General features: G+C 55.7%; 13 protein-coding genes. 10 read left to right on the top strand and 3 right to left on the bottom strand.

Translation table 11 applies throughout. The annotated features are described in order from the left end of the window. The first annotated feature begins 298 nt into the window (after positions 1-298). The 9 genes from HNQ38_RS04935 (at position 299) to uvsE (ending at position 15,443) form a co-directional block, all read left to right on the top strand. Positions 299-1,288 (top strand): methionine ABC transporter ATP-binding protein, encoded by a 990-nt coding sequence (locus tag HNQ38_RS04935; protein ID WP_183718290.1) that lies wholly within the window; start codon positions 299-301, stop codon positions 1,286-1,288. After that, on the top strand, positions 1,281-1,985 hold the full coding sequence (locus HNQ38_RS04930) for a methionine ABC transporter permease (protein WP_246387987.1): 705 nt from the start codon (positions 1,281-1,283) through the stop codon (positions 1,983-1,985). The genes HNQ38_RS04935 and HNQ38_RS04930 overlap by 8 nt, the downstream gene beginning before the upstream one ends. Before the next feature lie 68 nt (positions 1,986-2,053). Continuing rightward, entirely contained in the window at positions 2,054-2,830 is a 777-nt protein-coding gene (locus tag HNQ38_RS04925) for a MetQ/NlpA family ABC transporter substrate-binding protein (RefSeq protein WP_183718289.1), read from the top strand. A 301-nt stretch (positions 2,831-3,131) separates the two neighbouring features. Then, entirely contained in the window at positions 3,132-4,991 is a 1,860-nt protein-coding gene (locus HNQ38_RS04920; protein ID WP_183718288.1) for an FAD-dependent oxidoreductase, read from the top strand. A gap of 321 nt (positions 4,992-5,312) precedes the next feature. Further along, positions 5,313-8,093 (top strand): formate dehydrogenase subunit alpha, encoded by a 2,781-nt coding sequence (gene fdhF / locus HNQ38_RS14140; RefSeq protein WP_183718287.1) that lies wholly within the window; start codon positions 5,313-5,315, stop codon positions 8,091-8,093. Positions 8,094-8,551: 458 nt separating this feature from the next. After that, a complete protein-coding gene (locus HNQ38_RS04910) occupies positions 8,552-11,368 on the top strand; it encodes an FAD-binding and (Fe-S)-binding domain-containing protein (protein ID WP_183718286.1) in 2,817 nt (938 codons plus the stop codon). 763 nt (positions 11,369-12,131) lie between these two features. After that, on the top strand, positions 12,132-12,419 hold the full coding sequence (groES, locus tag HNQ38_RS04905; protein ID WP_183718285.1) for a co-chaperone GroES: 288 nt from the start codon (positions 12,132-12,134) through the stop codon (positions 12,417-12,419). A gap of 41 nt (positions 12,420-12,460) precedes the next feature. Further along, positions 12,461-14,110: a chaperonin GroEL gene (gene groL / locus HNQ38_RS04900; RefSeq protein WP_183718284.1), complete on the top strand. Its 1,650-nt coding sequence runs from the start codon at positions 12,461-12,463 to the stop codon at positions 14,108-14,110. Between the two features lie 79 nt (positions 14,111-14,189). After that, the gene (gene uvsE, locus HNQ38_RS04895; RefSeq protein ID WP_183718283.1) at positions 14,190-15,443 is read left to right on the top strand and encodes a UV DNA damage repair endonuclease UvsE; all 1,254 of its coding nucleotides are present in this window, start codon (positions 14,190-14,192) and stop codon (positions 15,441-15,443) included. A 315-nt stretch (positions 15,444-15,758) separates the two neighbouring features. On the opposite strand, the gene HNQ38_RS04890 is transcribed toward uvsE, so the two are convergent. The 3 genes from HNQ38_RS04890 to HNQ38_RS04880 form a co-directional block, all read right to left on the bottom strand. Beyond that, positions 15,759-19,334 carry a PEP/pyruvate-binding domain-containing protein gene (locus HNQ38_RS04890; RefSeq protein ID WP_183718282.1) on the bottom strand — a complete coding sequence of 1,192 codons (3,576 nt, stop codon included), beginning with the start codon at positions 19,332-19,334 and terminating at the stop codon, positions 15,759-15,761. A 213-nt stretch (positions 19,335-19,547) separates the two neighbouring features. Beyond that, entirely contained in the window at positions 19,548-23,249 is a 3,702-nt protein-coding gene (locus tag HNQ38_RS04885; protein ID WP_183718281.1) for a pyruvate carboxylase, read from the bottom strand. Positions 23,250-23,254: 5 nt separating this feature from the next. After that, on the bottom strand, positions 23,255-24,088 hold the full coding sequence (locus HNQ38_RS04880) for a biotin--[acetyl-CoA-carboxylase] ligase (RefSeq protein ID WP_183718280.1): 834 nt from the start codon (positions 24,086-24,088) through the stop codon (positions 23,255-23,257). Between HNQ38_RS04880 and HNQ38_RS04875 the strand changes: the two genes are divergently transcribed. After that, on the top strand, positions 24,087-25,184 hold the full coding sequence (locus HNQ38_RS04875) for a polynucleotide adenylyltransferase (protein ID WP_183718279.1): 1,098 nt from the start codon (positions 24,087-24,089) through the stop codon (positions 25,182-25,184). The genes HNQ38_RS04880 and HNQ38_RS04875 overlap by 2 nt on opposite strands. Position 25,185 lies beyond the last annotated feature (1 nt).

Raw genomic sequence — 25,185 nt, 5'->3', positions numbered from 1 at the left:
CTTTATTCTTCGGCAGCTATTGTGGCCGTCCAACCGCCCATCCGCCAGCCCAAGCATTTTTAACTGAGCCTTGCAGCATGCCGCGAAGTTTGCCGGAAGCCGCGTTAATTGCAAGCGCCGAAAAGCCACATGCCCCCCTTCACGGGTGGTCTGCTTGGTATGTCGCCCGCGCTGGATAAGGAGTAACAGGACCGTAGATTGGCGAAGCAATACTACGAACCGGGTAACGTCCTTTACTTTTTGCAGCAAATATCGCATGGTCTGCGGATTATAACAAATAGACTCAGGTATCAGCCGCATGATTCAGGTAAGCCATCTTCTTAAACGTTTCGGCAGCAATGTTGTTTTACAAAACATCAACATGCATGTCCGCCAGGGCGAAATTTTCGGCATTGTCGGGCATTCCGGCGCCGGAAAGTCTACACTTTTACGCTGCCTCAACGGGCTTGAAGCCTATGATGAAGGCAGCGTCAAGGTTATGGGCGTGGAAGTGGCTTCGCTCGACCCCCGCGACCTGCGCCAACTGCAAAGCAAGATGGGCATGATCTTTCAGAATTTCAATCTGATGGCCCGCAAAAACGTTTTTGATAACGTGGCCTTTCCGCTGCAACTCTGGCACAGATCTGACCGCGAAAAACGCGTCATGGAACTGCTTGACCTGGTGGGTCTGGCAGACAAGGCGCGGCAGCGTGTGCAAAGCCTGAGCGGCGGCCAGAAGCAGCGCGTGGGCATTGCCCGCGCACTGGCCCTGAACCCCAGCATTCTGCTTTGCGACGAAGCCACCTCTGCCCTTGACCCCAAAACAACCTCGTCCATTCTTGACCTGCTTGAAGACATCAACAGGCGGCTCAACCTGACAATCATCATGGTTACGCACCAGATGGAAGTGGTCAAACGCCTCTGCCACAGCCTGCTGCTGCTCGACGGCGGCAAAACTGTGGCCCTGGGCAAAACCGAAGATCTTTTTCTGTCGCCCACAAAAGACATGCAGGCCATTGTGGAGAATGAGTACACCCTCATTCCCGGCGGCACCAATATCAGGCTCATGTTCCCGCGCGAAATTTCGCAGCAGAGCGTCATCACGCAAATGGCCAGAAGCCTCGGCATAGATTTTTCCATTGTAGGCGGCAAGCTTGAGCGGTACCTTGATGATGTTTTCGGCTTCCTCATTGTCAATGTGCAGGATCAGGACATCGAAGCCGTGTTGCGCTACCTGAAGGAACACCGCCTCTACTGGGAAATACTGGAATACCCTGTGAAGCAGGCTACGGATGCAAGTAATGAGTGAATTGAGCACCCTCGCCCAACTGGCGCAGGACTTTGAACCTCTGTGGGAGCGTCTTCAGGACAAGATGCCGGAAATCCTCACCGCCACCTGGGAAACCCTTGAGATGGTGATGCTTTCTACCTTCTTTTCACTACTCATTGGTTTTGCCCTGGCCATACTCATGATTGTGACCAACCCCATTGGCCTGAGCCCTTGCCGCCCGGTTTACCGGGTTGTGGACTTTGTGGTGAACCTGGTGCGCTCCTTTCCCTTCATCATTCTGCTGATCGCCATTATCCCCTTCACACGCTTTGTGGTGGGCACGTCCATTGGCAGCGCAGCGGCCATAGTACCCCTTACCATTGCTGCGGCTCCCTTTGTGGCCCGGCTGATCGAAACCTGCTTTCTTGAAGTGGACAAGGGTGTTATCGAAGCGGCCCGATCCTTTGGGGCCAGCAATTCGCAGATCATCTTTCGCGTTCTCTTTCCCGAAGCGCTGCCCTCGATCGTGCTCAATATCGCTGTCATTGCCATTACCCTGCTTGGGTACTCGGCCATGGCTGGCACTGTTGGCGGCGGCGGCCTGGGCGACCTGGCAGTCAAGTACGGCTACAACCGCTTCCAGGTTGATATAATGATCTATTCCGTTATCATCCTGTGCGTGCTGGTGCTGCTTATTCAGGGCATCTGCAACTTTTTGTACAAGATACTGCGATAAAGTCCCGCCAGTTACTCTACGGGACTTGATTCTTACCCGGCACAGTCTTACCCAAGCAAGGAGCCACCATGAAACGTCTGCTTCTGTCCCTGGCCATGATTCTGACTCTGGCCGTTCCTTCGTTCGCCGCCGAAGACATCGTCATTGGCGTCACCCCCTTCCCGCACAAGGACATCATGCTTGTGGCCAAGCCCCTGCTGGCCAAAGACGGCTACAATCTGGTCATCAAGGAATTTACCGACTACGTGCAGCCCAACATGGCTCTTGCCAACGGCCAGCTTTTCGCCAACTTCTTCCAGCATGCGCCGTATCTGGACAACATGAACAAGGAAAAGAACCTTGGTCTTGTTTCCATCGGCAAGGTGCATATCGAACCGCTGGGCGTGTATTCCAAAAAAATCAAGAAACTGTCTGACCTCAAGAAGGGCAACGCCGTTTCTGTTCCCAATGACCCCACCAACGAAGCCCGCGCCCTGCGCCTGCTTGAAGCCAACGGCATTATCAAGATCAAGCCCGGCGCTCTCGTGACCGTGGCCGACATTACTGAAAATCCCCTTGGCCTCAAGTTTCATGAGCTGGACGCCGCTCAGTTGCCCCGCACCCTGGACGACGTGACCGCCGCCGTTATCAACACCAACTTTGCTGCTGAGGCCGGTCTTATCCCAGCTCGTGACGCTCTGGTTCTGGAAGGCAGCGAGTCCCCTTACGCCAACATTCTCGTTGTGCGCGAAGCCGACAAGGACAGCCCCAAGGCCAAAGCCCTGCTGAAGGCCACTCAGTCGCCCGAAGTCAAGGCCTACATTGAAAAAGAACTGGTGGGCAAAGGCATTATGCCTTCGTTCTAGAGCACTTGAGCTTTTTCAAAGTTAAGCGAATACCTTAAAGGTATTGGGATGCCAATTCTCAAAACCTGAAAGCCAAAAGTCTTTTTTGAAATGCCGGGGCAGGCCTAGCTTGTCCCGGCATGATTTAGCCGCGCAGGAAACCACAACAAAATAGTTGTTTCCTCCGGTTCAAAACTGAATGAAATTTTTGAGGCGGCTCCGACGGAATACTGCTTTCCGTTTGGGCCGTCTTTGCCTCAAGCCGCCAATGTGCTAGCATGGACGCGTACGGCATCAAGGCAGAAAAATGCGGGAGACAGCCATGTCTACGATGGACACCTGGAGAGGAAGTAAGGCCAGTGAAACCCATAAAGCTTTTATGGGTTGGGGCGGCCTGACGGTCAACGACGACACTGTCGACATCCTCGACATGTTACGCGCGTATTATGACGTTGCCGCAGGAGAATCCTGCGGCCAGTGTTTTCCTTGCCGCAGCGGCCTCAAGCGCATTGCTGCACGCCTTGCTGAAATCTGCCAGGGGCAGGAACGCCCGGACGATCAGAACTATCTGCGCGAACTGGCTGCGATGGTTCGCACCAGCGCCCGCTGCGATATTGGCCAGACGTCGCCCCAGCCGCTGCTGGATGTGCTGGAGCAGGCTCCGCATCTGCTCAAGGCCAGAAAGACCACAGGCGGCAACTACACCAGCCTGATCACCGCGCCTTGCGTCAACGCCTGTCCAGGGCACGTCAATATTCCTGACTATATTGAAGAAATTCGCTTCAGGCGTTTTGAAAAAGGCTTGGAGCTGGTTATGAACAACTGCCCCATGCCTGGCACCATTGGCCGCGTGTGCGAGCGCCCCTGTGAATCCGCCTGCAAGCGCGGTCTCAAAGGCGCGCCAGTGGCTATTCGTAACCTCAAGCGCTTTTTGTTTGACCGTAACGCCGCCCTCAACAACCCGCCTGAGCCACAAAGTCTGCCTGCTACGGCCAAAAAGGTTGCCATCATTGGCGGTGGGCCTGCAGGTTTGTCCTGCGCATACTACCTTTCCCTTTTGGGAGCTGCACCCACAATTTTTGAAAGGCATGACGTCTGTGGCGGCATGGCCAAGTTCGGTATTCCCGATTTTCGCCTGCCGCCCGCAGTTCTGGTGCGCGAGGTAAATGTGGTGGCCGCCGCTGGTTGCGAAATTCGCAATGGCGTTGAAATCGGGCGCGACATTTCTTTGGACCAACTGCACGAAGAGGGCTTTGAAGCGGTATTTATCGCTGCTGGCGCGCCCCACGCGCCGGGCATGCGCTGCGAAGGCGAAGACAGCTGCCCGCAGGGTTACCTCAGCGGCATCCACTATCTTCATGAAGCCACCCGAGGCAGGCAAGCCGTGACTGGAACCCGCCTTGTGGTGGTTGGCGGCGGCAATGTGGCTATGGACTGCGCACGCACGGCCCTTCGCCACGGCTTCAAGGAAGTGCGCGTGGTTTACCGCCGCACAGAAGCTGAAATGCCTGCCGACCCGGTGGAAATTGAAGAAGCCAAAGAAGAAGGCACGCTCTTTACCTTTCTGGCCGCTCCCCTGCGCATCGAAAGCAAAGACGGCCGCGTTACCGGGCTTGTCTGCCAGAAAATGGAGTTGGGCGCTGCCGACGATTCAGGCCGCCGACGTCCAGTCGCGGTTGAAGGGGCCGACTATGAACTGCCCTGCGATGCCATCGTGTACGCCATTGGACAAAAAGTGGCTCTGGAAGTCATTCTTAAAGGCAAGGACGGCGCTCTTAACAAGTACCGCACCCTCGACGCACACGAAATTACTGGCGAAGTCACCACCCTGCCCCGCATTTTTGGCGGCGGGGACTGCGTGACAGGCCCAAGCTCGCTTATTGCCGCCCTGGCCGCTGGCAAACGCGCTGCCACGCACATTGCAGCCCATTTGAACGACTCTGCCGAAGGGCCTTCTTCACGAGAAGAACTTGAGCAAATGCTCATGGGCGTAAATATGCTGGATGCAGAAGAAGTTGCGCCCCTGGAAGATCCAACGCCGGCCATGCCCATTCATGCCATTCCCTTGCGTGAACGTCTGAGCGGCTTCACCGAGGTGGAAACAGATCCGCTGGAGTGGGAGGCCGTGCGCGAATCGTCACGTTGCTTGCGCTGCCTGCGCGTTGTTATGACGGCACACTAGATTTTAGCACATATTTAATTGATTTTTTTCAAAATACGCGCAAAACATACTGGCGCAATCGCCAATGCTTTTCCCCGGTATGCGCGCAAACGGCAACAGTGCGGATATGAATGTGCCATGCACAGCAATAATAGCACATCAGAGCATCCGCCCTCGAGAATCGGTCGCGGCCTGATAGCCGCCTGACGGCGGGCACATGCCAGTGCCTGTTTTGCGGCAACGATTTGCAAGCAAATCCTTGCGGGCATTCCAGCATGAAGTGCCCTGACAGTGCTGCGGAATTATGATGGACAGGCCACCACGGCCCAAACGGGAGTTTCTATGTCATCTGTCACCATCAATGGAACACAGGCATCCTTTCAGCCTGGACAGACCATACTGGACGTTGCCGAGTCTCTCGGCATTTATATCCCCACCTTGTGCTGGTTGCCCAAAACCGGGCACGGCAAGGTGTGTCGCATCTGTTCCGTGGAAGTAAAGGGACGTGATCGGCTGCTGCCCGCGTGTTCTGCGCCAGCTGAAGACGGAATGGTAATTGAAACCGATTCTCCGCTTGTGCGTGCTACGCGCAAAAGCATTCTTTCCCTGTTGGTGGCTGAAGGCAGGCACGACTGTTTCTTGCGCAAGCTGCCCCCCGATCTCTGGCCGCCGTACCAAAAAGCGGCGGGAGACATGCCGCACCGTGAGCATCCCTGCCCTGCCGAAGGCAAGTGCCAATTGCAGGCCCTGACGATGAAGTGCAACGTGCCCGTGAAGGACCTAGTGCCAGAACCGGGGCATTTTCCGCTGGATGACGAGCACCCGATGATCACACGCGACTTCAGCCGTTGCGTGCAGTGCGGGCGGTGCGCCTCAGTCTGTTCGGCCATTCAGGTAAATGATGCCATTCCGCCGCAATTTGGGCGTCGCGCTGAAAAAGAATCCTGGTGGCCCGTGGTGGATTACACACGCTGTACCCACTGTGGCGAGTGTGTTCAGGCATGTCCCACAGGCGCGCTTACGGCCAAAAAGGCTTACGGCCTTGCTGTGCGCGAAGACAAGGTAGATACGGTGCGCACCACCTGCCCCTACTGCGGCGTTGGGTGCCAGTTGAACCTGTCCGTCAAGGATGACCGCATCATTGAAGTCAACGGCGTTGAAAACGCCAGCCCCAACAAGGGCAGCCTGTGCGTCAAGGGGCGCTTTGGCTATGACTTTATCTACAGCAAAGAAAGGCTTACCGATCCGCTTATTCGTCGGCAGGATGGCTCATTCAGAAAAGCCTCCTGGGACGAAGCCCTGGACCTCATAGCCGCAAAATTTTCTGAAACTATTGAGAATCACGGCCCGGACGCAGTGGCCGGGGTGGCATGTGCCCGTAGTATCAACGAAGATAACTACCAGATGCAAAAACTCTTTCGCGCGGTGTTCAAGACCAATAATATTGATCACTGCGCGCGTACCTGACACGCCCCCACCGTGGCCGGTCTGGCCACATCGTTTGGTTCAGGTGCTATGACAAACAGCTTCGCCCACTTGGGTGAAGCCAAGATGCTGTTACTCATAGGTTCCAATATCACGGAGGCTCACCCCGTGGCAGGAACCCTTGTTAAACGGGCCGTGCGCAACGGCTGCCGACTGATTGTCGCCGACCCGCGCCGCACAGCCATCGCCAAAGAGGCGGAAACACATCTGCAACTCCGTGTGGGTTCAGATATTGCCCTGCTCAATGCCATCATGCATGTGCTCATTCGTGATGATCTGTACGACAAGCATTTTGTGGCACGGCATACTATTGGCTTTGAAGAACTGCGTCGCAATGTCGCTGACTGCACCCCGGAAAAAGCAGCGCCCATCTGTGGCATTGCCCCGGAAGTTATCGAACGCACAGCCCGTGACCTGGCCTCGGTCAGGCCGGCCATGCTGGCCTATACGCTTGGCATTACGGAGCATACCTGCGGTGTTAATAACGTGCTGGCCTGCGCTTCGCTGCAAATGCTGCTGGGCAATATGGGCAAGGCGCTGGGCGGCGTGAACCCCCTGCGTGGGCAGAACAACGTGCAGGGCTCCTGTGATATGGGCGCGCTGCCGGATACCTACCCTGGTTACGGCAAAGTGGCAGACAAGGCTGCAAGAGAAAATCTGGAGCACTTCTGGGGCACATCCTTGCCTACAGGGCCGGGTATGATGATGCCCGACATGCTGGACGGCCTCAAATCAAAAAAAATCAGGGCCATGTACATTTTTGGCGAAAACCTCGCCAACACAGAGCCTGATATCAGCCATGTGGAAAGCTGCCTGTCTTCTGCCGAATTTCTGGTAGTACAGGATATTTTTCCCAATGAAACAACGCGGTTTGCACATGTGATTCTGCCTGCCGCTGCCTGGGGTGAAAAAGACGGCACCTTCAGTAACAGTGAACGCCGTATCAGCCGGGTGCGCGCTGTCAGCCCGGCCCCTGGTCAAGCCAAGATGGACTGGTGGATCTTCAAACAGCTGGCGGCCCGCTTTGGACACCAGTGGCAGTCCGACTCGGCCCAGGATTTATGGGACAATGAAATATCCGTGCTGGCCGAGCTGTTTCGGGGTATCAAATACCGCCGTATCGAGGGCGACGGCCTGCAGTGGCCCTGCACGCATGAAGACCATCCCGGCACCCCTGTGCTGCACAAGGACGGCGCATTCACGCGGGGCAAAGGGCTTTTTGTGTCGGTAAAATGGACTGCCGCTGCAGAAGTGGCCGACGAGGAGTACCCCTTTGTGCTCAGTTCCGGCAGACGGCTCTACCACTACCATACGCGCACGCAAACGGGCCGCAGCAAAGGTCTTAATACGCTTATGGGGCACGACACGGCAGACATTTCCACTGCCGATGCCGCCCGCCTTAAAATTGCTGACGGCGAGACCATTCGCGTATCTTCCCGCCGGGGATCTGTGCTGGTTCGAGCCAAGGTAACGGACGACATGCCGCTGGGCATGGTGTGGATGGCCTTTCATTTTCGGGAAAGCAACGCCAACTGGCTTACCAACCCGGCGATGGACCCGATTACCAAGACAGCCGAATACAAGGCATGCGCTGTAAGGGTTGAAAAAGCAGAAGCGGCTGACGCTGCCCCCAGATAATTCGGCGCAGTCCTGCCAGCCCCAGTATTGGGTGCTACGCAGGGCTGCGCTTGCCTAGCGATCAGTTTCGCAGGCTTGCCTGCTGCGGTAGAGCATGGCGTTTTTTGGCTATGACTGCGCTGCAGTACTAAGCGCGGTGTTTGGCTGACATTTTCACAGTCAGTCATGGCAGCCAAAACCAGTTACGAAAAAATCATACCTTTCAATTTACCAGACAGCCCGGCAGTGCCGGGCTGTCTTTTCGTATTCATAACAGTGTGTAATATTAGCAATAGTTTGTATTTTCAGCATACAGGCAGCGGCAATGACATATTGTCATGACGATTATTTCTTCTCATTTTTTTCACCTTTCCGCTTTATCATGCATTTTTTGCTGGTGATTTTCATTAACAATAGGTAATTTGGATCACTAATATCTGCAACTCATCGCAGGTGTACCCTGCCCTGGAGGATCTCTGATGCTTACATCACCCTACAAAGAATTTTACGAAGCCATCGCGGCCTTTATTCCAAAAAATCGCATATATACCGACCCACTACGCTTGCTGGCCTATGGTACGGACGCTAGCGTCTACCGCCTCACCCCGCAACTGGTAGTGGACGCCCTGGATGAGGCCGAAATTGTTCAGCTCATGGGTGTGGCCGACCGCCTGCGCGTACCCGTGACTTTTCGTGCGGCAGGAACCAGCCTTTCTGGCCAGGCAGTGACGGATTCTGTGCTGGTGCGCATCGGGCAAGGCTGGAAAAACTGGCGCGTAGGCGAACAGGCTGAAAAAATCACCCTGCAGCCCGGCATCATCGGCTCTGGCGCCAACAAAATTCTGGCAGAATTCGGCAAAAAAATCGGTCCTGATCCTGCCTCTATCGACAGCTGTTTCATTGGCGGTATTTTTGCCAACAATGCCAGCGGCATGTGCTGTGGCACCTCCGACAACTCATACAAAACCGTGCTTTCTACCCGTATGGTTTTGTCCGACGGCACTCTTGTTGATACGGCAGACGCCAAAAGCCGCGCCGCTTTTGCCAAAACTCACGGGCACATCCTTGAAGGCCTGAAGAATTTGCGCAAAAAAATTATGGATGATGCCGCCCTGGCTGACCGCATTCGCCGCAAGTTCAAAATCAAGAACACCACGGGCTACAGCATCAACGCCCTCGTTGACTATGAAGATCCCTTTGAAATCCTGCAGCACCTCATGGTGGGCTCCGAAGGCACGCTGGGCTTCATTGCCGAAGTGACCTACCGCACCGTGGAAGAAGCTCCCTTCAAGGCGTCCGCCCTCATGTTGCTGCCCACCATCACGGCGGCCTGTGACCTTGCCTCGGCTGTGGCCACTCTGCCTGTGTCATCGGCAGAACTTATGGACAGAGCCTCCCTGCGCTCGGTGGAAGGCACACCCGGCCTGCCCGAAGGGCTGGACACGCTGGACGACGCCGTCTGCTCCCTGCTGGTTGAAACCCGTGCCTCAACCAAGGAAGAACTGGACAAAAACATCGCCACCATTAATGACGCCTTCAAGGACGTGCAGTTTGTTCGTCCCCACGCCTTTACCGACAAGGCTGAAGAATACAGCAAACTGTGGCTGATTCGTAAGGGCATTCTGGCTTCGGTGGGAGGCATGCGTCCCGTGGGCACATCCATTGTTATCGAAGACGTGGCCTTTCCTCTTGAACGTCTTGGTGAAGCCGCCGCTGACCTGCAAGCCCTCTTTGCCCGTCACGGCTACACAGTGGCCCCCTTGTTCGGCCATGCCAGAGACGGCAACCTGCACTTCGTTTTCTGGCAGGACTTTGGCTCGCCCACAGAAGTGGCCCGCTATGCGGCCTTTATGGACGACTTCTGCAAGCTCATTACTGAAAAGTACGACGGTTCTCTCAAGGCGGAACACGGCACAGGCCGTAACGTGGCCCCCTTTGTAGAAATGGAATGGGGCGCAGCCGCCTATTCCATCATGAAATCCATCAAGGAACTGCTGGACCCCAAGAGCATTCTTAATCCTGGCGTGCTCATGAATTCTGACCCGCAAGGGCACATCAAGAACCTCAAGCCCTTGTATCCCGCTGACGAGCTTGTGGACAAATGTATGGAATGCGGCTTCTGCGAATCTGTTTGCCCATCACGCGACCTCACGCTTACGCCGCGACAGCGCATTACCGCCTACCGCGAAATATGCCGTCTGCGTGAAACAGCGCCCGACAGCAAGGAACTGAAGAAGCTCGAAAAACAGTATGAATACATGGCCAAGGCCACCTGCGCCGCCGATAGCCTGTGCCGTCCCCGCTGCCCCGCAGGCGTGGATACTGGCGTATTCATCAAAAGTCTGCGTAAGAAAGATGCTGGCAACCTCAGCAACAAGATTGCCGGCAGCATTGCCGACCACTTTGCCGGAACCTGCCGCGCCATGTCGCTGGCCCTTACTGGCGTGGACAAGCTGCACCGTGCTCTTGGCAGCACCTTTATGGAAAACGGTTCAAGGTTGCTACGCTGCATCACCTTCAACAAGGCCCCCTTGTGGAACAAAGACATGCCCACAGGCGGCAGCAAGATACGCCTGCCTGAAACGCACAGTGCCAACCCCAAACGGGTGGTGTACTTCCCCAGTTGCATAGCCCGTAACATGGGCCCCGGCGAAGAACACACAGACCGCAGAACTGAGCCGGAAGCTGTTATCAGCGTGCTGCTCAAGGGCGGCTACGACGTTATTCTGCCCAAAAATCTGGACAAGCTCTGCTGCGGTATGGCCTTTGCCAGCAAGGGTCTTTCTGATGCGGCTCATAAAAAAGAAAAAGAACTGGAAGCCGCTCTTAAGGAAGCCAGTAATAACGGCCAGTATCCTGTACTGTGCGAAACCAGCCCCTGCCTGCTGCACATGAAGCAGACCCTTGACCCGTCTCTCATTCTGATGGAACCCATTGAGTTCATTCTTGAGAAGATGGACGGCTGCCTCAAATTCACCAAGCTGCCCAAAACCATCGCCCTGCATGCCACCTGCTCTGTGCGCAAGATGGGCCTTGAGGGCAAGCTTGAAAAGCTGGCCAAGATGTGCGCTGAAAACGTCATCGTTCCAGACGGCATCAACTGCTGCGGCTGGGCAGGCGACAGAGGCTTCACCCATCCCGAACTCAACGAATCCGCACTCAAGGGCCTGCGCATGCAGGTCAGCACATGCGAAGTGGGCTATTCCTCAAGCCGCACATGCCAGATCGGTCTTTCTCTGCATAGCGGCATTCCGTATTACTCCATCGTCTTCCTGGTGGACGAAGCCAGCGTATAGGCGCAAACCACCTATCCCAGCCTGACAATACAAGGGCCGCTGAGTGCATCAGCGGCCCTTTAAAATTACCCGGTCATGAGCGCAGTCATCAACACAATAAAAAATTTTCAAAAAATCACACGCCAAACAAGCTCCGCACGATCTTGATGCAAACCCGGCAGCATCGTGTTTTAGCGGTGAAGCATTGCATGTGGTGAGTGCAACATTTTTCAAACGCAACCTGCTTCCGGTATTACGGATGGGGCATTCTCTGCGCCCAGCCCTGCGCAAGTTGTACATAGGTGGCAACGGCCCGTCGCTAACGGTCTGTCGAACCCAACATGCCAAAACTATGCCTGCAGAGCGATGCTCCCCGGTTTAATTATAGTTTGCACGGCTTTTGTATGTGTAGGACTTTACTTTGCCCGCCAATCACGTATGGTGCCGAGGACGTGACAGCCCGCGAAGATATTTCGCTGTCCGGCGCCCCGGTTTACCGGGTAGCCGAAGGGCCGGATGCCGGAAATGCCGGGCGTGCGGATTCTTTTTTCATCTACGTAATTCTTTATTATTTTGCGTAGTTAGAAAAAATGTAAAAAAAAATCTACACATGCCCCTTTTCAACCCGCCAGCGTGTCTTATTTCATGACTGGTGCGGGGCCCGATTGGACAGCATGTTCATCAAGGCCTGTAACGCGCAATATTTCCAGCGCGGCCGCTTGTTTGCGTCCAATGCTGTGTCCCCCAAGGGACAATAATAACATTTCCGGGAGGATCTGACGTCATGAAGCTGAAACCCCTTAACGACCGTGTTCTGGTCAAACGCCTTGAATCCGAAGAAAAGACCGCCGGTGGCCTGTTCATTCCTGATACGGCTAAAGAAAAGCCGTCCAAGGGTCAGGTTGTGGCTGTGGGTCCCGGCAAGGTAGGGGATAATGGCGAGCGCGCCCCTCTGGCCGTCAAGGCCGGCGACGAAGTGCTGTTCAACAAGTACGCTGGTACTGAAGTGAAGCTTGACGGCGTTGACCATCTGGTCATGCGTGAAGAAGACATTCTCGCCATCATCGACTAGCTCCCACCTTTGCGAATTACCATTTAGGAGGAAATGTCCCAATGTCTGCTAAAGAAATTTTCTTTGACGTTAAAGCCCGTGAAAAACTTTCCCGTGGCGTAGATAAGCTTGCCAACGCCGTTAAGGTTACCCTTGGACCCAAGGGCCGTAACGTGGCTATTGAAAAGTCCTTCGGCGCTCCCGTTATCACCAAGGACGGCGTGACGGTTGCCAAAGAAATCGAACTGTCTGACAGATTCGAAAATATGGGCGCTCAGCTCGTTAAGGAAGTGGCCTCCAAAACTTCCGACGCCGCCGGCGACGGTACCACCACCGCTACCATTCTGGCGCAGGCCATTTACCGCGAAGGCATCAAGCTTGTGGCCGCTGGCCGCAACCCCATGGCCATCAAGCGCGGCATCGACAAGGCTGTTGAAGGCCTGATCGCTGAGCTGGCCAATCTTGCCAAGCCCACCCGCGACCAGAAGGAAATTGCCCAGATCGGCACCATTTCCGCCAACTCCGACACCACCATCGGCAACATCATTGCCGAAGCCATGTCCAAAGTGGGCAAGGAAGGCGTCATCACCGTTGAAGAAGCCAAGGGCCTCGAAACCACCATGGACGTGGTGGAAGGCATGCGCTTTGACCGCGGCTACCTGTCCCCCTACTTCGTGACCAATCCCGAAAAGATGGTTTGCGAAATGGACAATCCCTACATCCTGTGCACCGAAAAGAAAATCTCCAGCATGAAAGACATGCTGCCCGTGCTTGAACAGGTTGCCAAGGTGAACCGTCCCCTGATGATCATCGCTGAAGACGTGGAAGGCGAAGCCCTGGCCACTCTGGTGGTCAACAAGCTGCGTGGCGCCCTGCAGGTTGTGGCCGTGAAGGCCCCCGGCTTTGGCGACCGCCGCAAGGCCATGCTGCAGGACATCGCTGTGCTCACCGGCGGCCAGGTGGCTTCCGACGACACCGGTTCCAAGCTTGAAAGCATGACCCTCGCCGAACTTGGCACCGCCAAGCGCGTTGTCATCGACAAAGAAAACACCACCGTTGTTGACGGCGCTGGCAAAGGCGACGACATCAAGGCCCGCGTGAAGCAGATTCGCGCCCAGATCGAAGACAGCTCCTCTGACTATGACCGCGAAAAGCTGCAGGAACGCCTCGCCAAGCTGGTGGGCGGCGTAGCCGTGGTTCATGTGGGCGCTGCCACCGAAGTGGAAATGAAGGAAAAGAAAGACCGCGTTGAAGACGCCCTCAATGCCACCCGCGCTGCCGTGGAAGAAGGTATTGTGCCTGGCGGCGGTACCGCCCTCATCCGCGTGGCCAAGGTCCTTTGCGACATCAAGCCCGCTGACGACGACGAACTGGCTGGCGTGAACATCATCCGCCGCGCCATTGAAGAACCCCTGCGCCAGATCGCCCACAATGCCGGCTTTGAAGGCTCCATTGTGGTTGAAAAAGTGCGCGACGGCAAAGATGGCTTCGGTTTCAACGCCGCTACCGGCGACTACGAAGACCTCATCAAGGCTGGCGTTATCGACCCCAAAAAGGTGACCCGTACAGCTCTGCAGAACGCCGCTTCCGTGGCCTCCCTGCTGCTGACCACCGAATGCGCCATTGCTGAAAAGCCCGAACCCAAGAAAGAAGCCGCCATGCCTGACATGGGCGGCATGGGTGGCATGGGCGGCATGGGCGGCATGTACTAAGCCAGCCCACAGCTTCTCAGCTTATAGAGTGATAAGGCCCCCGCTATGCGGGGGCCTTTTTGCAATAGAGGGACTCACTATGATCCGTTATGGCTTTGCCTGCAAAACCATCGGCTTGCCAAATGCCTTCCAGACCTGCCTTACCCTGGGGCGCGCCAGCCATGACAATTTGCTGGCCGCAAGCCGAACGAATTTGCGTGCCTTGGAAAGTGTGCTGCGTTATTGCCAGCAAGAGTCATTGGCCCTCATGCGCATTAGTTCTGATATTATTCCTCTGGCTTCACATGAAGCAGTACATTTTGACTGGCAGGCTGAGCTGAAATCCGAGCTTGCAGCGCTGGCCGATGCCGTGCGCCAAAGCGGCGTACGCCTTTCCATGCACCCGGGCCAGTACACAGTGCTCAATTCGCCTCACAGCGATGTGGTTCGCCGTGCTGTGGCCGACCTTGCTTTTCATGCTGACTTTCTTGAAGCCATACAAACCGGGCTTGATTCTCGCATTGTGTTGCACCTTGGTGGTGGCTACGGAGATAAAAAAAACTCATTGGAGAGGCTGCGCGCAAACCTTGCCGCTCTGCCCTTGTCTATCAGGCAACGGTTGGCGCTGGAAAACGACGAGCGCATCTATACCGTTGAAGACGCATTGAGTTTGTACGATGAATTTGCGTTGCCTGTCATTTTTGACGTTTTTCATCACGAATTGAATCCCCCAGACCACGGCGACATGTTGTATTGGCTCGATCAGGCCAAGCTGACATGGAGTACGCACAGCGGCAGACAGAAAATCCATTATTCGCAGCAACTGGCAAACGGCAGACCGGGTATGCACTCCCAGACCATCAGCATGAAGCCATTCATGCAGTTTCATGCCCTGCTCGGCACGCGTGATCTTGATGTCATGCTGGAGGTCAAGGACAAGAATCTTTCGGCCATCAAATGCGCCAATTTAACATGGCCCGGTCTTCCCCGGCGTAAGCTCACAGAAGAATGGGCGCGCTACAAATACTTTGTGCTGGAACGCTCACCTCAAGGCTATGCAGCGATACGCCAGTTACTCAAGAGCGATAGGCCGTCAGCCGAAGAGTTTTATGCAATTCTTGAGAATACCCACGCCTGCGATCTCGAACCGGGCAAGGCCAGAAATGCGGCAGAACATGTGTGGGGATATGTAAGCAAGGCGACCCCTCCCAAGGAGGCAGCCCGTATGCATAAAGACCTTGAAGAGCTTGGCTCAAGCCTTGCCCCGCTGGCCCGTATAAAGCGCCGTATACTGTCTCTGGCAGAAGCTCAGGGGCATGACTATCTTGTGAACAGTCTTTATTTTTATCTATAGTATTGCTATGGCCAAGCGCCCGCATGATTCTGCCAACGTGTGCTGCTGCATATCCGCGCAGACATGACCATATGAGTGCTTATTGCTCTCAATTGATGCCGTGTTTGATAAAATCCCGTTAGGCCGTAGGTACTGGAGCAGATTAACTTTGAAATGCATTACATTTCAAAGTTGTCATTCTGCCGAAAAATGCAATTTTCGGCAGAATCCATGCCGCGTGGCACATACCAGCCTGTCACAACAATATTTACATGCAAAAGAGCCCGGAACCAGTGGTTCCGGGCTCTTTCTTACATCTATTGAACGCCAGGTTTGCTAATCTTTCAGCAGGCGGGCTGCCTCAAGGGCTTTGGCCTGTTCCTCGAAGTTCTGGAAGCCAGCATGGTGCAGGGAATCCAACACAGTGTCGTCCCAGTTCCAAGTGGCGTAGATCACAGGCTTGTGGAAGGTAGAACGGAAGCTCTGCAGTTCAGCACGGTAGAAGTCTTCCTTGGGGGTATCAAGATGCTCGCGGAACTGTTCGTGCCGACGCTGCAACTCGCCTTCATACCATTCCTGAATATCCTGCGGGTTCTTGTACTTCTTGAGGATATGGCCGTAACCGGCCTTTTCCATAAGTCCCGCAAGACGCTGGTGGTGCTGCTGGCCAAGCCATTTGCCAAGATCCGAAGTGGGGATCTTTTCAGCTTCAACTGCAGCGATGTCAAACACGGTCTGATAGTACGTGTCAGGCACCACCGAGGCGGACGTAATGCCCGCAATGGCCACCAAACCGCGCAGAATCAAGCTGTTTGACACGCCCTGGCCGCAGAAGCCCACTTTCTTGCCGTACTTGAGCCCGGTGAAGATACTCACCAGTATGGCCCAGACAACAGCGGGATCTTCTTCGTCATAAATGTGCGCAAGGCGCGCATTATCGCGGTCAGTGGCAAGCACCATCTGGGTCATGTCGTTGGAGCCGATAGAGAACCCGTCAAACTCCGAAATGAACTGCTTGGCCAAAATGGCGTTGGAAGGCAGTTCAGACATGAGGATAATCTTGAGGCCGTCCTGGCCGCTCTTGAGCTTGTGCACCTGCTCAAGGTAGCTGCGCATGGAGCGGGCTTCTTCCAGAGTACGCACGAAGGGCAGCATCATACGCAGGTTGCTGCCGCCATATACGCCCCTAGCCAGCTTGAACGCCTCAATTTCCCAGTCATGAATGTTACGGGAAACACCACGATAACCAAGCATGGGGTTGTCTTCAAAGTGTTCGAAGAGGTTGCCGCCAAGCAGGTTGCGGTATTCGTTACTCTTGAAGTCAGTTGTGCGGTAAGTGATGGGCTTGCCGTAGAAGGCCATGGCAAAAAGAGCCAGGTTTTGGGCAAGAGTTTGCACATAGTGCTCTTTGCCGGTACGGAAGCCGCGTGCTTTAATCATGCTGCGGATTTTTTCCGTCAGATTGCGCACGTCGTCCATTTCTTTCTTCAGACCAGAACGCAGGCCCACTTCTTCACGCAGGTGAGCTATATTTGCCATAAGGCGCGTTACGCCCGGCAGGTTTTCAATACGCTTCACATGAGCGTCGACACTGGCCTCGATTTCGGCAATACGCTTGCCAGACTCGGGGTCGTTGCTGTTTTGCAGGGCAAGCTCATCATCATAACCCATGATGATGCGAACATGGTCAGCCAGATCGGGAGAAGTTTTAAGAACTTCAATACGACGTGAGGCCATTTCCATGTGCTGGTCAATTTTGTGTTCCAGCTCACGCATCTTGCGGTGCTGCAACAGCACGTCTTCAGCAGTAAGGTTATTGCCGCTATCAGCCAGGGCACCCAGCTCAGCAGCAAGGCCCGTGATTTCGCCAACGTGTTCGCGCAGGTTAAGATTGAAGACGATAAGCCCAACAGACATCTGTTCGCGCAACACCTTGGAAAGGCGGTCTTCAAGCTCCTTCAGCTTGGCATGTACCACGCCTTCAAGCTCGCCCTTGTCAAAGGCTTCCAGAGCTTGAGGATGGATGCTGATATTGCCCAGCATGAACTCAGCCCGCAAAAGGCCCACTTCAAACTGGTCAAAATTGCGCAAGCGGGAAAGAAAGAGCGCCTGGCCAACGTCGGCAAGCACAAGGCCAACCTTGGTCTTGGTGGCGGGCAGCTTGGCCACGTCCATTTCGCCGCCCACTTCGTGCAGGGGCAAAAGGCCGCGGTACACACGCCCACGCGTGCCGTCAACCGTGATCTCGGCACCATCCAGAGCGCGCAGTACATCCAGACGCTGAATACCGATAACGGCGGCAATGCCAAGTTCGCGCGAGGTAATGGCCGCGTGGCTCGTGTCGCCGCCAACGTCAGCCATAATGGCAGACGCCACACGCATACCCGGCACCATGTCCGGGTCGGTGCGTTCGGCTGCAAGCACATCGCCCTTGGATATCTTGTTCAGCTCCAGAGCCGAGCGCAAGAAACGCACCGTGCCCTGCCCTGCTCCGCGTGAAGCTCCGTTGCCTTCGACCAGCACTTCAGCTTCTGCCGCAGCCTTGGGATCGACCTCACGGCGGCGCATGAAGATGGTGGTGGGGTGCAGCTCCAGATCTTCGTTCCAGCGGGTTTCAGGCCGCGCCTGCACGAACCAGAGCTTGTCATTGGCGTCAATGCAGAATTCCGTATCCATGATCATGCCGTCGTAAGCCTTGCTTACGGCACGCACGCCCATGGCCACGCGCTCGGCCTGACTGAGCGAAAGCGCCCAGCGCAGAGCTTCAAGCTCGGGCACTTCCACTTCTTTGGTGCCGCCCCGTTCATCATAAATGATCTTCATGTCCTTGCAGCCCATCTGACGGATAACAACTTCGCCGCCATCGTCGCGCTGGAAGACATAAAGCTTGTCGGGCGTAACCTTGCCGCCAACCACAGCCTCACCAAGGCCGTAGCTGGCGTCAATGCTCACCAGATCCCGGCGGCTGGTGCCACGGCAACCGGTGGCAGTATCGGCAGAAAATGCCGTGCCGGAGATAACGGGATTAATCATCTGCATCATGCACACAGAAAGAGAAGTGTGCTCGATGGCCCATTCTTTTTTGGCTGTTTCAGCGATGGACTCGTCGCCTGTTTCTTCAGCCTTGGCCAGCGCGTCCAGAATGGCCTCACGGCGATAGGTCATGGAGCGCAAGTTGTAGGCAGATGAACAGTCCCAATGGTAGGCTTCAACAACCCTGTCTTCGCCCACCATGTTCAGGTAGGTATCCTGAAGACCAGCAAAAGCTTTTTTGCGGGAGTCTTCGCCAGCGGCGGAAGAACGCACCGCAACCGGGGTCATGTCGTCCGTGTTGTCCTGACAGATTTCACGATACGCCGCACGCACGGCCTCGTCGACTTCGGCAGGAACTTCAACGGAAAGAATAGCGGCCTGTACGATGACAGAGCGCTTGCGCAACTGGTCAATGCCCTCGGGAGACGTGGCAAAGCCTTCAACGATATTGTTGATAAAGGTGCGCAGCTTTGTGTGCGACTGCTCGCCTTCGGCCTTGGCAGCCTGATATATCTGCTTGCCGAGCTGGCGCACGAACTTTTGCAGAAAGTCCGGGTCCTGGTTAATTTCGGGGTCGTTCCAGTCAATGCGTCCGTATTCACGGTCCACAACACTGCGTACCACACGCCCGTTCACCTTGGTTTCATCAAGAAGCTGGTGAAAGGCCAGAGAAGAAATGGCGCGAAAATAAGGCGCCTGAATGCCTTCAATCTGGCTGATTAACGCCGTGTTATAGTTTTTACCACCAACAAGCAATTCCGCTTCGGGTCCAAGCTGCACAATGTCGGCGCCAGTAAGCACCAGTTTTTTCTGAATGGCTTCAGGGGTATTCCCCTTTGCTTTATTCTGCGCAGGTTTGGCGGCGGTACTCTTACCCATGTCTTCCTCCGGTTTGGGAAACAGAAGCATTGCAACCTAGGAAATTGTATATCGGCATCAGAAAACTGTCCACAAATTACCTTACCACGGAAGGTTATTTGGCTTTTACAGCAATTTTACTGATGAGCCGGCCCCTCAAGATTGCCGGCATTAGCGGATTTGGCTTCCGGAAGACAGTCTTTCGGAAGCCAAAAGGCGTCAATGTCGCGGGGTCTAGCAGACCCGTGAACCACAATAAGGGCAAAAGGTGATGTTTTCCATCGGGATGGGCTGACCGCAGGCTTCGTTGGCGCACACGCGGGGCACAGGGCCGAGTTCCACGATGAGCTCGCCTTCACGCACAGAAACCATCTGCTTGCTTTCTTTGAAGTCAGCGGTTTTCAGCACACGTTTGACCATGCCGTCCACGGGGGCAAGCACGGCCTTTTCCTGCTTCATGATGGACACGTTGAACAGTTCTTCCCCAGCCTTAACCACATCACCGGGGTGAACGTACATGACCCACAAGTCGCCATTGCTGGGCGCAGCCACATGATACTGGTTGGCCGGATCGGCCATCAAAGCACCCTTGGCAGCAGTGCCCACAGGCTGACGCACCTGCACTTCGCAGCTCATGAACTCAGAGTCCAGCACATAGCGGCAGATGGATATGCCAGCCTCATTGGGCGTTGATATGCTCAACAACTGCAAGTGATGCGGTTTGCCGCTGCTGTCGTTGAAATACAGGTCCTGACCCGCTTTCAGCCCCTCAAACCACACATGCAGGGGCAAGTTATTCGGGTCGCCAAACTTTGCCTTAAACTGAACGGTTTTAAGGGCGTCTGCCGGGTGGTTGAGATAGAGCACAAACTCTTCTTCATTGGGCTTGCGTTTGAGAATATCGGCGCAGGCCTTTTCTTCCGCAGCCAAGTTCACGTCAACCAGAGATTCCAGAGGCGAAGTCTCTATCCGGCTGGCAATGGCGTTCTTCCACTCCGCACCGAAGGCGCTCATGTAGACCCAGTCAGCAGGAAAGCCCAAAGGCAGCTTGCCGAACTTGCCGAGCAAAAGGTTGCGGAAGGCATCGTTGCAATCACGGTAGATGTGCAGGCGAGCCTTGCGCATTTCCTGCGACAGCTCTTCTTCAGGGGTGCGCGTCACTTCGGCGAGCACCTGAAGCAGATAGCGCACTTCGTCTTCGCCGCCACGCTTCCAGGCCCCGGTAACGGCCAGGAAAGCCGTGTTCCAGGTGATCTGGGAACCGGGCGTCACGTCATGATAACGCACAATCTGACGAGTGCTTTCAAGGAACTTGAGCATATAGGGCAACAGGTGAATGTAGCCCTGCTTCATGGCCCCTTCCTGCGAGGAAGAGGTGGCCCCGCCGGGCATGCCGTGCAGGGTGACGTCATAGTCTATCCCCTGGAAGTACGGCGCGCAGTAGCGGTCATAGTACGGCATGATCTGCTTGCACACGAAGTTGGCGTCGCGGATGGCGCCCTTGTCCAGGTGGCACTTGAGGCCAAGTTCGTCTTCGATGTAGGCCATGGTGGCCAGCACATCGCCCTGGCCGTACGAACGCACGGCTGATCCCAGACCCACATCTATAATATGGGTTCCGGCCTTGGCGGCTGCGCCGCAGGCGGGCACAAACAGTCCGTCGGTGTAATGGCGGTGATAGTGCAGTACCAGTTCAGGCCAGGCTTTGCGAATAGCTGTCACCAGTTCGGTCATGAAGCGCGGGGGGCATACCCCGGCCATGTCTTTAAGGCCCAGAATGATGTGGCGTGAAGCTTCTTTGGGGTCAACGCCCATAACGCTACCCACCATGCGCAGCATGCCTTCCGTAACGCCAAGGTAATGCTGCACATCAAAGCCCTTGGCCCAGGACATGGAGATGGCAGGCTGGAAGATGACGTCATTACGGCCAAGAACCACTTCGGCCATAGGACGCATATTTTCAACATGGTTCAGGAAGTCAAAGCAGCGGATGATCTGGTAGTGATCGCAGATCATTTCCCCGGTCTTGAGCATAAGATTGCGGGGCTGGGGCGTGTAACCAAGCACGTTGGTAGAGCGCACCAAGAGCTGCTTCATGGTCTTGGGGGCAAAGCGGTTCCATTCCTTCGCTTCAGTGAAGGGATAGGTCATGTTGGCAAGCATGGCCACATGGAAATGCGCGCCGCCGCCATTTTCTATGGAGAAGTACCCTACGTTATCCAGATACGGGCCAATAAGCCTGTCTTCGGCAAGACGGAAGCGGTTGCCGGAGTTGGACTGGGTGAAGTCGCGCGGCGTGGTGTCGGTAAAGTGCACCTGCCCTGAGTCACGAATGTAATCCAACGTAGCCAAGCGGTCGCCCTGCGGATAGGGCGAAGGCTGCTTGCGCTGCGCCGAGGTAATGGCGGGCAACACAGGCTCGAAGGGGCCAAGACATGGCGTGGTATCCGAGCGGTATTCGCCAAGCTGCACATAAGGGTTGTAGCCCTTGGCGGAAACTTCGGCCACAAGCTTGGACAGGCGCTCTCCCTCGGGAGCAAGGTCGGTATAGACCATAAGCTCCGGGTGGTCGGCAATGAAGTTGGTATTGATCTTGCCCTGACGGAACAGGGGATTCTTTATGACCTGACGGTAGAAAGGAATAGTCGTTTTGATGCCGCCGATCACATACTCGCTAAGCGCGCGCTCCATAATGCCCAGGGTCTTTTCCCAGTCATGCGCGTAGGAAATGAGCAGGGCTCCCGCAGAGTCATAGTTGGCGGGGAACTCGTAACCCGCGCTGATGTTGGAGTCCAGGCGCACGCCGGGGCCGCCGGGAGAAACATAGCGCGAAATCAGGCCAGAGTTGGGGGCGAAGTTGTCCTGCGGGTTTTCGCAGTTGATACGCACCTGCATGGCACAGTACGAGGGACGCAGGTTTTCTTCGCGGTAACGCAGTTCCGCACCAAAGGCCACGGCAATATGCTCTTCCACAAGGTCTATGCCATAACGGCATTCCGTGATGCCGTGCTCCACCTGAAGGCGTGTGTTGACCTCAATGAGGTACGGCGTTCCGTCAGGCGTGACCAGAAATTCCACCGTGGCAAGGCTGTGGTAGCCCACAGCGCGCACCAGACGGCGGGAATAATCCTTGAGGCGCTCACGCAAATTGCGTGAAAGGCCGGCCCAAGGCGAAGGAGTGATTTCAATGAGTTTCTGGTGGTTGCGCTGCACCGTGCAATCGCGTTCATCAAAAGCAAAGACATTGCCGTACATGTCGGCAATAACCTGAATTTCAATGTGGCGAACATCGGCAAGAAACTTTTCCACAAACAGGCGCGGGTTGCCAAAGGAAGCCTGAGCCATAGTGGAAGCTTTGAAAAAGGCGTCTTCCAGCTCTGCTTCATTATGGATGGCAAAAATGCCACGGCCACCGCCGCCGCCTTCAGCCTTGAGCATGATGGGCAGCCCCATCTCGCTGATGAGCTTTTTGGCCGTGGGCACGTCAACAGCGCCGTCAGAACCCGGAACCACCGGAATGCCGAGCTTGCGGGCAACTTCGCGCGCCTGCACCTTGTTGCCAAGCAGGTTCATTGCCTCGGCGGTAGCGCCAATAAAAGTAATGCCCGCTTCTTTGCAACGTGCGGGAAAGCGCGTGTCTTCAGAGGCAAATCCCCAGCCGGGGTGGATGCCTACAACGCCACGCTGTTTCGCCTTGGCAATAACACTGTCAATGTCCAGATATGCACGAGGTTCTGCACCTAGCAGGACCAACTCCTGAGCGGTGGATGCCGCCGGAGCGGTTTTATCCACATCGGTGGCAGTCATGGCTGCCACCGCGTCAAACCGTTCCCTAATGGAACGGCAGATGCGCCGGCCCGGGATACCCCGGTTGGCGACAAGTATTACCTTACCCCTCAAAAAATCCTGCACTTCCGAGAATGTCTTGTTGGCCATGCCTTTTAACCCTTTACTGCTGCTCTGCCGGTACGCAGAAGGCTCCCGCTGAAAAATTCCTCAAGCCGTCCGTTTTGGTTAAGACAAAGGCCGCCTGCCGGACCTAAGCCCGTCAGCCAGCCGCGCACAATGCGCCCATCGTCGCGCAGCTCCACATCTTTTCCACGCCATAGCAAAAAACCGTCGGCGTGCTTTTTCCACTGCCCGGAAAATGAGTGGCAGTGAATATATGCCGAATGCATGCGTATTACAAGCTGTTGCCATAAGGCTTCTGCTGTAGAAATATATCGCCCCTCCTCGGCTTTAAGCTGATCGCGCAAACAGGTTGCTTCCATTGCCGCGCCAGCCCGCAAAAGCTCTACTGGCGGGGAAAAATCCACATTGATGCCAATACCCGCCAGCAATATGCCGCCGCGCTCTTCAAGTAGAATGCCAGCCAGCTTTTTGGGCTGCCCATCTGCATCTTCAATTACGATGTCATTGGGCCACTTGAGCTGCACAGGCCACCCCAGCAGCCGCAAAGCTTCTGCCAGCAGGCACGCTGTGGCCGGAGCCGCTGCGGATCCGTCAAAGGGCGGAGTCATAGGCAATCTTATGGCCGCGTAAACATTACCAGGTGGCGAATACCAGTTGCGGCGCAACTGACCGCGTCCGGCAGTTTGTGCGGCACACTGCACGCTGTCCCACGGGGCCAACATATCGCGAGCGGCCATGTGCATGGCTGTATCAAGGCAGGAAGAAATATGGCCGAAACGCCAAACAACAGGGCCGGATGGATGCGGCTTTGGTGAAGGGCAAGCGCTTCCCTCATCTGGGTGGCTATGGCATACTGTGAACATGGAACTTTACCTCGTTGGCGGCGCGGTGCGCGATATGCTGCTGGGCCGCACGCCCACGGAACTGGATTTCGCCTTTGCTGGCGATCTGGAAAATTTTTTATCCCTTCACCCGGATGCCCGGCGCGTGGGCAAGAGTGTGCACGTTTGCCTCTGGCATGGACGGGAGTGCATGCCGTTTCGTGGAGCCGGACCAGAAGAAGACCTTAGGGCGCGCGACCTTACAATTAACGCCCTGGCGCTGGACAAAGCCGGAAAGCTGTATATGCATCCGCAGGCGGTCAACGACCTGCAACAGCGAATCCTGCGCCCGGCATCCCCCACAGCTTTTGCCGACGACCCTACGCGCATCTTCCGCCTGGCACGATTTGCCGCCTACTGGCCTGACTGGCGCATTGACAAAAGCGCCTTTGAACAGATGCGTGCCCTTTCCTATACGGAGCGCGCCACCCTGCCTGCCGAACGTGTTGGGCGCGAAGTTCTCAAGGCTTTGGCTGCCCCGGCCCCTGGCCGATTCTTTCGAGTGCTGGCACAAGGGCAAAGCCTTGCTCCCTGGTTCGCTGAACTGGAAAAAGCAGACAGCATTCCGGCAGGCCCTCGGCAATGGCATAGTAACTCGGTTTTGGGGCACAGCCTGCGTATCATGGATACTGTGGCCGGTGATTCATTGGCGGTCTGGATGGCCTTGTGCCACGACCTGGGAAAAATTTTAACGGATCCTGCCCTGCTGCCCCACCACTACGGCCATGAAAAAGGCGGGATAGCCCTGAGCCTGGAACTGGCCCGCCGCCTTCGCCTGTCGACCCGGTTCGCCAAAGCAGGAGTGCTTGCCGCTTCGGAGCATATGAAGGGCGGCATGTATACGACCCTTCGCCCCGGAACCCGGCGCGACCTTCTTTGGCGGGTACACACAGCGGGCTTTGATCAGGCTTTCTGGCGGCTGGTTGATGCAGACAGCGGTAGCCCCATCAGTTCCACGGCCCTGGCGCACTTGGCTGTACTTCTTGACGTACGGCTGCCCAAGGACTGGCACAACAAGGGTGAAGCTTCAGCCAGAAAACTACGGGAACTGCATTGTCAGGCTTTAGCAAGACAATGAC

It is taken from the genome of Desulfovibrio intestinalis (assembly GCF_014202345.1).
GTDB classification, from domain to species: Bacteria; Desulfobacterota; Desulfovibrionia; order Desulfovibrionales; family Desulfovibrionaceae; genus Desulfovibrio; species Desulfovibrio intestinalis.
Note: the sequence above shows the minus strand (reverse complement) of the source record. Positions and strands in the feature narration are given on the sequence as shown.